This is a genomic window from Dactylosporangium sp. NPDC006015 (assembly GCF_040614215.1).
Lineage (GTDB): Bacteria > Actinomycetota > Actinomycetes > Mycobacteriales > Micromonosporaceae > Dactylosporangium > Dactylosporangium maewongense.
Map to the genome: position 1 here is coordinate 135,116 of NZ_JBEXUD010000030.1, position 10,098 is coordinate 145,213.

General features: G+C 69.0%; 11 protein-coding genes and 2 tRNA genes. 8 read left to right on the plus strand and 5 right to left on the minus strand.

Annotated features, from left to right (window positions below; genetic code table 11):
- Positions 1 to 3: 3 nt before the first annotated feature.
- On the minus strand, positions 4 to 756 hold the full coding sequence (locus tag ABZ321_RS38950; RefSeq protein ID WP_354900577.1) for an alpha/beta hydrolase: 753 nt from the start codon (positions 754 to 756) through the stop codon (positions 4 to 6).
- The gene (locus tag ABZ321_RS38955; RefSeq protein WP_354900579.1) at positions 757 to 1,404 is read right to left on the minus strand and encodes a DUF2625 family protein; all 648 of its coding nucleotides are present in this window, start codon (positions 1,402 to 1,404) and stop codon (positions 757 to 759) included.
- A gap of 128 nt (positions 1,405 to 1,532) precedes the next feature.
- On the opposite strand from ABZ321_RS38955, the gene ABZ321_RS38960 reads away from it, so the two are divergent.
- Entirely contained in the window at positions 1,533 to 2,345 is an 813-nt protein-coding gene (locus ABZ321_RS38960) for an SDR family oxidoreductase (protein ID WP_344501475.1), read from the plus strand.
- Between the two features lie 236 nt (positions 2,346 to 2,581).
- Here ABZ321_RS38960 and ABZ321_RS38965 read toward each other — a convergent pair.
- Positions 2,582 to 2,652, minus strand: a tRNA-Gly gene (locus tag ABZ321_RS38965).
- A 142-nt stretch (positions 2,653 to 2,794) separates the two neighbouring features.
- On the opposite strand from ABZ321_RS38965, the gene ABZ321_RS38970 reads away from it, so the two are divergent.
- From ABZ321_RS38970 to ABZ321_RS39000, 7 genes are all read left to right on the plus strand, one after another.
- Positions 2,795 to 2,868, plus strand: a tRNA-Pro gene (locus ABZ321_RS38970).
- A 75-nt stretch (positions 2,869 to 2,943) separates the two neighbouring features.
- Positions 2,944 to 4,314: a trigger factor gene (gene tig / locus ABZ321_RS38975; protein WP_344501474.1), complete on the plus strand. Its 1,371-nt coding sequence runs from the start codon at positions 2,944 to 2,946 to the stop codon at positions 4,312 to 4,314.
- A 174-nt stretch (positions 4,315 to 4,488) separates the two neighbouring features.
- A complete protein-coding gene (locus ABZ321_RS38980; RefSeq protein WP_344501473.1) occupies positions 4,489 to 5,139 on the plus strand; it encodes an ATP-dependent Clp protease proteolytic subunit in 651 nt (216 codons plus the stop codon).
- An 11-nt stretch (positions 5,140 to 5,150) separates the two neighbouring features.
- Positions 5,151 to 5,810: an ATP-dependent Clp protease proteolytic subunit gene (locus tag ABZ321_RS38985; RefSeq protein WP_344501472.1), complete on the plus strand. Its 660-nt coding sequence runs from the start codon at positions 5,151 to 5,153 to the stop codon at positions 5,808 to 5,810.
- A gap of 273 nt (positions 5,811 to 6,083) precedes the next feature.
- Complete coding sequence (gene clpX / locus ABZ321_RS38990) at positions 6,084 to 7,379, plus strand: ATP-dependent Clp protease ATP-binding subunit ClpX (RefSeq protein WP_344501471.1); 1,296 nt, start codon at positions 6,084 to 6,086, stop codon at positions 7,377 to 7,379.
- 164 nt (positions 7,380 to 7,543) lie between these two features.
- Positions 7,544 to 8,377 (plus strand): DMT family transporter, encoded by an 834-nt coding sequence (locus tag ABZ321_RS38995; protein WP_344501470.1) that lies wholly within the window; start codon positions 7,544 to 7,546, stop codon positions 8,375 to 8,377.
- A 16-nt stretch (positions 8,378 to 8,393) separates the two neighbouring features.
- Positions 8,394 to 9,188 carry a carbon-nitrogen hydrolase family protein gene (locus ABZ321_RS39000; RefSeq protein ID WP_354900582.1) on the plus strand — a complete coding sequence of 265 codons (795 nt, stop codon included), beginning with the start codon at positions 8,394 to 8,396 and terminating at the stop codon, positions 9,186 to 9,188.
- Positions 9,189 to 9,222: 34 nt separating this feature from the next.
- Here ABZ321_RS39000 and ABZ321_RS39005 read toward each other — a convergent pair whose 3' ends face one another.
- Positions 9,223 to 9,435, minus strand: coding sequence for a hypothetical protein (locus tag ABZ321_RS39005; protein ID WP_344501468.1), 213 nt, complete (start codon positions 9,433 to 9,435; stop codon positions 9,223 to 9,225).
- Positions 9,436 to 9,837: 402 nt separating this feature from the next.
- On the minus strand, positions 9,838 to 10,098 hold a 261-nt coding region (locus ABZ321_RS39010; RefSeq protein WP_354900584.1), incomplete at its 5' end, for a hypothetical protein.

The window sequence follows — 10,098 nt, forward strand, 5'->3', positions numbered from 1 at the left end:
CGGTCACTCCTCTCGAACGGCACCGTCCACCGGTGACGCCGGGGACGTCGGAGCGGGCGCGCCGTCCCGGACAGCATCGCCGAGAAACTTCATGACCGTCTCGCGAAACCGGTCCGGGGCGGTGCTGTGGATGCGGTGCCCGACCGGGAGGGTGACCAGCTCGCAGCGCGGGATGAGCGCCGCGACCTCGGCCAGCCGCGCCGGCGCGATGTGGCTCGCGGGCCCGCCGGACAGCAGCAGGGTCGGCGCCGCGATCGCCGGCAGCGCGTCCCACCACTGCGGTTGCGCCTGCCTGAGCTGCGCGATCGCGGAGGTCAGGGCCAGCCGGTCGTACCGGCGGCGCGGGTCGGCGGTCCCGATCGACAGCAGCAACAGGCGGCCCAGCGACAACCGGCCCTCGGAGACGCGCGGCGGCGCCGGCGGATCCTCGAGGACCAACCGCGTGACCCGGTCCGGCCACTCCTGCGCGACCAGCGACGCGGCGAACCCGCCCAGCGAATGCCCGACGAGCGTCACCCGGTCCAGACCGAGCCGGTCGAGCAGCGCGAGCACGTCGTCGCGGTGGGAGTTCAGCGTGTACCGGCGGGAGCGCGGACTGCTTCCATGACCTCTCAGGTCCGGCACGACCACCCGGTGCCCGGCCTCCAGCAGCGCCGGCGTGAACAGGTCCCAGGTCGCGCCGCGGCTGCCCCCGCCGTGCAGCAGGACCACCGCAGGGGCGTCCCGCGGGCCCTGGTCGCGATGGTGCAGCTCCACCTACGCGCCGAGCTGGTCGGCGAAGTCGTGCAGGACGCTCACCAGCTGGGTCATCGGGACCGGCCGGCGGCTCACCTCGGCCACGTCCTTGCCCTCCGCGGCGAACAGCGGCGGCAGCGTGTGGATCCCGGCGTCGAACGGCACCGCGGCCACCTCGTCCTGCCAGCCCGGCCAGCGCCAGCTCAGGTAGAACTGGTCGATCGCGCCGCCGAGCATCGCGTACAGCCAGTCGGTGTACCCGAGGCCGAGGTCCTCCCAGCCGAGCGTGTCGGGCGCGAAGTAGTGGATCGACGGTGACGGACCGTCACCCTGCCGCCACACGAACTCGCCGCCCATCACGTCCTGCGCGACGACCAGCCCCGCACCCTCGAACCCGGCGTTGACCGTGTGGATGTCCGGCAGCCGCCGCTCGGGGTGTCCGGAGCCGAGGATCCGCAGCCAGCCGTCGTCGATGACCAGCCCGCCGGACAGGTACACCAGCGACCCGAGCCACGACTTGGTGGTGACCTGGAGCCGCTCCAGGCAGGATGCCGCCCTGTCGGGATCGGTCGGCAGGATCTCCACCGCGAACGGTGACCCGCTGACCGCCGCCTCGACCTCGGCCCACGCCGACCGGTCCTCGGAGATCAGCTCGGCGAGCGAGCGCATTCCGCAACTGTACGACGCCCCGCCCCGCCGCGTTCGCATTCACGAACGACGGATTTCCGGTGATGAATGACGATCATTCACGTTCTCGCTCTGTCCTGTGCCGCGTACTCAGCGTCACGATGTCGGGCATGACTCGCCGCTGGCTGATCACCGGATGCTCCACCGGCCTGGGCCGCGCCCTCGCGGAGGCCGTCGCCGCCTCAGGACAGCAGGTCCTCGCCACCGCCCGCCGGCCGTCGACGCTCGAGGACCTCCGGGAGGCCTACCCCCGCACGCTCGCCACCTGCGCGCTCGACGTGCGTGACCCCGACGACTGCCACAACGCGATCCACGCCGCCGTCGCCCGCTTCGGTGGCATCGACGTCCTGGTCAACAACGCCGGCTACGGCCACTTCGGCGCCGTCGAGGAGGTCACCGACGCCGAGCTGGAGGCCCAGTTCGCCACCAACCTCTTCGCCCCCTGGCGCCTGACCCGCCTCGTCCTGCCCCTCATGCGCGCCCAGGGCCACGGCGACGTCGTCATGGTCTCCTCGACCGCGGGCCGCCTCGCGTACCCGGGCCTGGGCGCCTACGCCGCCGCCAAGTACGCCCTCGAAGGCATGGTCGAGACCCTCGCCCAGGAGCTCACCGGCACCGGCGTCCACGTCGTCGCCGTCGAGCCGGGCTGCTTCGCCACCGAGTGGGGCGCCACGCTGACCGAGTCGGACCACCTCGACACGTACCGCGCGGTCACTGCCCCCATGCTCGCCGGCACCCGCGCCATGAAGGACCTCCCGATGGCCAACCCGCCGTCCCTCTTCGCCACCGAGGTCCTGCGCCTGATCGCCTCCGACGCCCGCCCCACCCGTCTCCCCATCGGCGCCGACGCCTGGCAGGCCCTCCTCGACGCCGCCGCCCGCGACCACACCGCCCTCCTGAACGCCCGCCCCGTCTCCGTCTGACTTTCTCAGCACGGGGTGATCTGTCGATGACCTGACAGGCACGAGGAACCCGGATGCCGGCGCACCAGGGATCCGGAGCGCCGGCACGCGCGAGCGACCAGGGCCGCGTGAGATCGCCGCGGGCGATGAGTGCGGAGGATCAGCAGGGCGCGGGCGAGAAGCTAACGGCCCAAGGGTGAGAGGCGCAGGTCGCGGCAGTGGGACGATGGAGCCTGTGACCTGCTTGAAGAGCTAAGAGCGGGCGATGAGAATCGAACTCACACCGTCAGTTTGGAAGACTGAAGCTCTGCCATTGAGCTACGCCCGCGTGCTCCCAGCGCTGCCGGGTGCGCCTCCCAGCGTACCGAATCCTCCGCCGGAGGGCATATGGCGGGTCCATGCAGTGCGACACCGCCATACCGAGCGGCGGACTGTCAGACCCAACGCATACACTTGCCGACGCACAGCACCGGGGTGTAGCGCAGTTTGGTAGCGCACTCGCTTTGGGAGCGAGGGGCCGTGGGTTCAAATCCCGCCACCCCGACCGGGACATACCAGGCAGCCGCCAGTCCACCCCAGCCGTTGGAGCGGCTGACCGCGACCCATGAGGAGAAGTTCTGTGAAGAGCACCGTCGAGACCCTGAGCCCGACGCGCGTGCGGCTCGAAATCGAGGTGCCGTTCGCCGAGCTGGAGCCCAGCTTGAAGAAGGCCTACCGGGAGATCGGCTCGCAGGTCGTGATTCCCGGGTTCCGCCGCGGCAAGGTGCCGACCGCCGTCATCGACCAGCGGGTCGGGCGAGGTGCCGTGCTCAACGAGGCGGTGCAGGAGGTCATCCCGACGCAGATCCTGGCCGCGGTGCGTGAGCACGAGGTGAAGACGCTGGGCCGGCCCGAGGTGGAGATCACCGAGTTCGCGGACGGGCAGCCGTTGAAGTTCACCGCCGAGGTGGACGTGCGGCCCGAGATCACGCTGCCGGACCTGTCGGAGATCCAGGTGACGGTCGACGCGCTCGTGGTGAGCGAGGAGGACGTCGACGAGCAGCTCAAGGGGCTGCGGGACCGGTTCGCGACGCTGAAGACGGTGGAGCGGGCGGCGCTGGTCGGCGACTTCGTGCAGATCGACCTGGTCGCGACGGTCGACGGCGAGGAGGTGCCGGGCGGCAGCGCCACCAACATCTCCCACGAGGTGGGCAGCGGTCAGCTGGTGCCGGGGCTCGACGACGTGCTGGCGGGGATGTCGGCGGGTGAGTCGACGACGTTCACCACGCAGCTGGTCGGTGGCGACTTCGAGGGGCGCGACGCCGAGGTGTCGGTGACCGTGAAGTCGGTCAAGGACAAGCAGCTGCCGCCGGTCGACGACGAGTTCGCGCAGCTGGCGAGCGAGTTCGACACGCTCGACGAGCTCAAGGACGACCTGCGCACCCGGCTGACCCGGGTGAAGCGGATGGAGCAGCTCTACTCGGCTCGTGACCTGGCCCTGAAGGCCGTCATCGAGGCCACCGAGGTCCCCGCGCCGGAGGGCGTGGTGAAGGACGAGGTGGAGTCGCGCAAGGAGTCGATGAACGACCAGCTCCAGCGCATCGGTGCGTCGTTCGAGGACTACCTGTCGACCGAGGGCAAGACCGAGGAAGAGATGGACGCCGAGCTCAACGAGGCGGCCGTCGAGGGCGTGAAGGTGCAGCTGGTGCTCGACACCCTGGCCGACGCCGAGAGCATCCAGGTGAGCGACGACGAGTTCGGGCACGAGATCGTGCACCGGGCGCAGCGTGCCGGGGTCGGCCCGCAGCAGTACTACGACCAGCTGGTCCAGGCCGGCGTCGCCGGTGCGGTCTTCGGCGACGTGCGGCGGGGCAAGGCGCTTGGTGTGGTGCTCGAGCGGGTGAAGATCGTCGACTCGGAGGGCACCGCCCTGTCGCTGGACGACCTGCGCGGCCCGGTGGACGAGCACGAGGGCCACGACCACGGTGACCACGAGGGTCACAACCACTGATCTGGGAGCCGGCCGGGCCCGAGCCGCAGCGTGGAGGCACGCAACGCGGCAAAGCACGCACAACGGGCCCGGCCGACCACGGTGCGCTCATAGCGAAATGCGGTGAGCATGGGAAGCTCCCGCTCCCAACACCGGTTAGGGTCGGCAAGTACAAGACTCTTGCGAAGGGCTGCCATGACCGACCTGCATATTCCAGCGTCGCCAGTCAGTCCCGCGCCCTCGGGGCGCGGTCGGGGCGCGGACTCGAGCCTGACGCTCGACGACTCGGTGTTCAACCGGCTGCTCAAGGAGCGCATCATCTTCCTTGGTAGCGAGGTCAACGACCAGGTCGCCAACCGGATCTGTGCCCAGATGCTCCTGCTCGCCGCTGAGGACGAGGAGCGCGACATCTGGCTCTACATCAACTCGCCCGGTGGCTCCGTCTACTCGGGCATGGCGATCTACGACATCATGCAGTTCGTCACCAACGACGTGGCGACGGTCGCGATGGGCATGGCGGCGTCGATGGGCCAGCTGCTGCTGTGCGCCGGCGCGCCGGGCAAGCGCATGGCGCTGCCGCACGCGCGGATCATGATGCACCAGCCCTCGGGTGGCATCGGCGGCACGGCCTCGGACATCGCCATCCAGGCCGAGCAGATGCTCTACACCAAGCGGATGTTCCAGGAGCGGGTGTCGTTCCACACGGGGCAGAGCCTGGACCAGATCGAATCCGACTCCGACCGCGACCGCTGGTTCACCGCCGAAGAGGCGCGCGACTACGGCTTCATCGACAAGGTGATCACCGGGGCCCAGCAGGCTCCGGAAGGCGCCGGAACCCTGGCTTGAGGAGCGAAGCGATGACCGATCTGAGCCTGCCCCCGGCGATGCGCGAGGTGCACAACCGTTACATCCTCCCGTCCTACGTGGAGCGCACGTCGTACGGGATCAAGGAGACCAACCCGTACAACAAGCTGTTCGAGGACCGGATCATCTTCCTCGGCGTGCAGATCGACGACGCGTCGGCCAACGACGTGATGGCGCAGCTGCTGACGCTGGAGAGCAACGAGCCGGACCGCGACATCATCATGTACATCAACTCGCCCGGTGGCTCGTTCACGGCCATGACGGCGATCTACGACACGATGCTGTACGTGCGGCCCGACATCCAGACGGTCTGCCTCGGCCAGGCGGCGAGCGCCGCAGCGGTCCTGCTCTCGGCCGGCACGCCCGGCAAGCGGCTGGCCCTGCCCAACTCGCGGATCATCATCCACCAGCCGGCCACCGAGGGCGGCTACGGGCAGGGGTCCGACATCGAGATCCAGGCCCGCGAGATCATGCGGATGCGCACGAACCTCGAGGAGATGGTGTCCCGGCACACCGGGCAGCCGATCGACAAGGTCCGCAAGGACATCGACCGCGACAAGATCCTGACGGCCGACGAGGCCAAGGAGTATGGTCTGGTCGACAACATCCTGGTCAGCCGCAAGAAGTCGGCGCTGGTCGCTTCCGGGGCGTAGCCCACAAGGTTCACGGTCGGCCCGCCTCACCTCACGGTCTGGCGGGCCGATGTGGCCATCCGGAAAGACACCACCGCTCAGGGGGTCGGAATACGGCCGACCACCAGGTAACGTCGAGGCAGCACGAAGCAACACGCACGACGCAAGACGCAAGCGGCGACCGGCAGCAAGCCGCGCACGTGAGCTGAACAAAAGCGCAAAGCGCGCAAAGCGCGAAGCACAGGCGCGACGCGATCCGGGCAGTCAGTCCGGCCGAATGCAGGGAGATCGTAGGTGGCACGGATCGGCGACGGCGGCGACCTACTGAAATGTTCCTTCTGCGGCAAGTCGCAGAAGCAGGTGAAGAAGCTGATCGCAGGACCGGGCGTCTACATCTGCGACGAGTGCATCGACCTCTGCAACGAGATCATCGAGGAAGAGCTCGCCGAGTCGGGTGACGTCAAGTTCGACGAGCTGCCCAAGCCGATGGAGATCTGCGCCTTCCTCGACCAGTACGTGGTCGGGCAGGACCAGGCCAAGAAGGCCCTCGCGGTGGCGGTCTACAACCACTACAAGCGGGTCCAGGCCGAGTCCGGCGGCAACTCCAGCGACGGCGTCGAGCTCGCGAAGTCCAACATCCTGCTGATCGGCCCCACAGGCTGCGGCAAGACCCACCTGGCGCAGACCCTGGCCCGGATGCTCAACGTGCCGTTCGCGATCGCGGACGCCACGGCGCTCACCGAGGCCGGCTATGTCGGCGAGGACGTCGAGAACATCCTGCTGAAGCTGATCCAGGCCGCGGACTACGACATCCGCCGCGCCGAGACCGGCATCGTCTACATCGACGAGGTCGACAAGATCGCCCGCAAGTCGGAGAACCCCAGCATCACCAGGGACGTGTCCGGCGAGGGCGTGCAGCAGGCGCTGCTGAAGATCATCGAGGGCACGGTCGCCAACGTGCCGCCGCAGGGCGGCCGCAAGCACCCGCACCAGGAGTTCATCCAGATCGACACGTCCAACGTGCTGTTCATCTGCGGTGGCGCGTTCGCGGGGCTCGACCGGATCGTCCAGGCGCGCGTCGGCAAGGGTGGCACCGGCTTCGGCGCCAACCTGCGCTCGATCACCGACCGCACGCTCGACGACAGCTTCGGCGACGTGATGCCGGAGGACATGCTGAAGTTCGGGCTCATCCCCGAGTTCATCGGCCGCCTTCCCGTGATCACCAGCGTCAAGAGCCTCGACCGCGACGCACTGGTCAAGATCCTCACCGAGCCGCGCAACGCGCTCGTCCGGCAGTACCAGCGCCTGTTCGAGCTCGACGGCGTCGAGCTGGAGTTCAACGCCGAGGCCCTCGAGTCGATCGCCGACCAGGCGATCCTCCGAGGCACCGGCGCCCGCGGCCTCCGCGCGATCATGGAGGAAGTGCTCCTCAGCGTGATGTACGAGGTGCCCAGCAACCCCAACATCGCCCGCGTGCTGATCACCCGCGAGGTCGTCCTCGAGAAGGTCATCCCGACCATCGTTCCCCGCGACCTCGCCGCCCACCGGGCCGGCCGCCGCCGCGCGGACCGCGAGGAGAAGTCGGCCTAGCCGCACGAGACGCGGCGCCGTCCACCCCCACGGGTGGGCGGCGCTTCTCTTTGTGGCGTTTGCGGCATGTGTACGACCTGAGCAACGGAATACGGATCACACTGCCAGCAACGCGACGGAAAACGCGGTGGCGGTGCACGATAACAACCAATAGCGTTCTCGGCGTGTTGTCACTCGTCTTCGCCGCCGTGTCCGCGCTCGTCTGGGGTGCGGGTGACTTCGCCGGCGGCAAGGCGAGTCAGCGCACCGACTCGTTCGGCATCGCGCTCGTGGCCGAGCTGGCCGGCATCCCACTGGTCGTCGGCTGGCTGATCGTCACCCGCCCGGGCCTGCCGGCCGCCGCCGACCTCACGTGGGGCGCCGCGGCCGGCGTCGTCGGCGTCGCGGGTCTCGTCGTCTTCTACCGCGGTCTCGCCGGCGGCGCCATGTCGGTCGTCGCGCCGCTGACCGCCACGACGACGGCCGCGGTGCCGCTGCTGCTCGGCCTCGTCCTGGACCGGCGCCCGTCGGCGCTCGCCCTGTGCGGCGCGGTGCTCGCCGTCGTCGCCATCACGCTCGTCAGCGCCGGCCCGACCGGCGGCGTCACCGTCCCGCGGGGGACGATCGTCGCCGCGCTCGGCGCCGGGCTGCTGTTCGGTGGGTACTTCACGCTCATCGCCCAGACGTCGCACGCGTCCGGGATGTGGCCGCTGCTGTCGGGCCGTGTCGCCGGGGTCGCCGGGCTCCTCGTGGCGATGCGCGTCATGCGCGTGCCACTGCGGATGGACCGGACGTCGGTGGCGCTCGCGAGCACCGCCGGCGCGTTCGACGTGACCGCCAACGCGTTCTACCTCGTGGCCGTCCGCGGGGGCATGCTGAGCATCACCGCGCCGATCGCGTCGCTGTACCCGGTGAGCACGGTCTTCCTCGCGATGGCCGTCGACCGGGAGCGGATGCGGCCGCTGCAGATCACCGGGCTCGGTCTGGCCGCCGCTGCTCTCGTCCTGACCGCCGCCTGATCGATAGGCTGAGGGTATGCGCGTAGCGGTGTGTCAACTGAACGCCCGTGACGACCGGGCCGACAACCTGAGGGTGGCCAGGACCCTGCTGGAGCGTGCCGCCGCGGGCGGTGCGGATCTGGCGGTGCTTCCGGAGTACGTGGACTACCTCGGCCGCGCCGACGGGGCGCCGAAGCCGGAGGCGATCGACGGGGAGTTCGCGGCCTTCTTCGCCGACGCCGCGCGCGAGCTCGGGATGTGGGTGCACGCCGGCTCCTTCCACGAGGTCGGGCCCGACCCCGAGCACACGTACAACACCACGCTCGTCTTCGACCGCCAGGGCGGACTCGCCGGCACCTACCGGAAGATCCACCTCTACGACGTCGAGATCCCCGGTCGCGTCTCCTATCACGAGTCCGCGACGGTGGCGCCCGGCACGCAGACCACGCTGCTCGACGTCGACGAGACCGTTCTCGGCCTGTCGATCTGCTACGACCTTCGTTTCCCCGAGTTGTACCGGCAGCTGGCGATCGATGGCGCGACGGTGCTCGTGGTGCCGGCGGCGTTCATGCTCCACACGGGCCGCGACCACTGGGAGCCGCTGCTGCGTGCCCGCGCGATCGAGAACCAGTGCTATGTGCTGGCCGCCGGGCAGGTCGGCAACCACGACCCCGACCGCACCTGCTTCGGGCGCAGCATGGTGATCGACCCCTGGGGGACGGTCGTCGCCCTGGCGCCCGATGTCGTGGGCGTCACGTTCGCCGATCTCGACTTCGCACGGCTCGCGGAGATCCGCGCCACGTTGCCGAGCCTGGCCAACCGCCGGCTCTGACCCTCCCCGCGCCGGCCCGGCGGTTGCCGCCGGGTCAGGCGTGGCGGTTGCTCAGGATGCCGACGACGGTGATCCCGACGATCGCCGCGCCCGTGACGAGCATCGCGGCCCGCATCCGTGAAGGCCCGCGCATCGCCAGCCGATAGGTGGCCACGACCACGAACAACGCCACGGCGATCCCGATGACGAACTGCCACAGCGGGAAGAGCATGTCCAGCAGTGCGTCCGCGTGGGGGCTCGGCGTCATGCCGTCATCCTCCCCGATTTGACGCGGGTTCGCCGTTCCCCGTACGGTTCTCCAGGTCCGAGGGACTGGTCGGAAACGACCGGTTCGCCGGACTTCTTCCTGGGTGGTGCGGTTTCAACCGGTGTAAGCCGGATTTGCGATCGCGAAGCCGGCCAGGTAAGTTGATCCAGCCGGCAGGGAGCCGGGCGGGTGAAAGCCGAGAGGCTCGAGCCGGCCGGTCCAGTCGGAATCCCGAGCAGGTCTCCACACCGGAAACGGTGTGGCTGGCGTGTGCGGGAAACGTTCCAGAAGGTCGACAAGCGGATAACGCGAACTTGACAGGCAGGAACGAGCTGGTAAAGTAACAAAGCCGGCAGGGAGCCGGGCGGGCAAGCGAGCGACATGCTCCAGTGCCGGCCGGTCCTACTGGATCTCCCGAAACAAGATCACCGGAAACGGTGTCCTTGTTATGCTCGGGAAGCCGCTTGAAGTTGAATAGCCCGGAAATGCGGACTTGACAACGGCGAGCGACCTGGTAAAGTAGAGAAGTTGCCCCGGATGAGGCAAGCTCAACTGAGCGAGCTTCAGCGGTGTGTGTTGGTTGTTTGAGAACTCAACAGGGTGCTTGTTAAGCCAGTGCCAATTGATTGACCCCGTGACATGGCTTTGTTGTCGTGTCCGAGG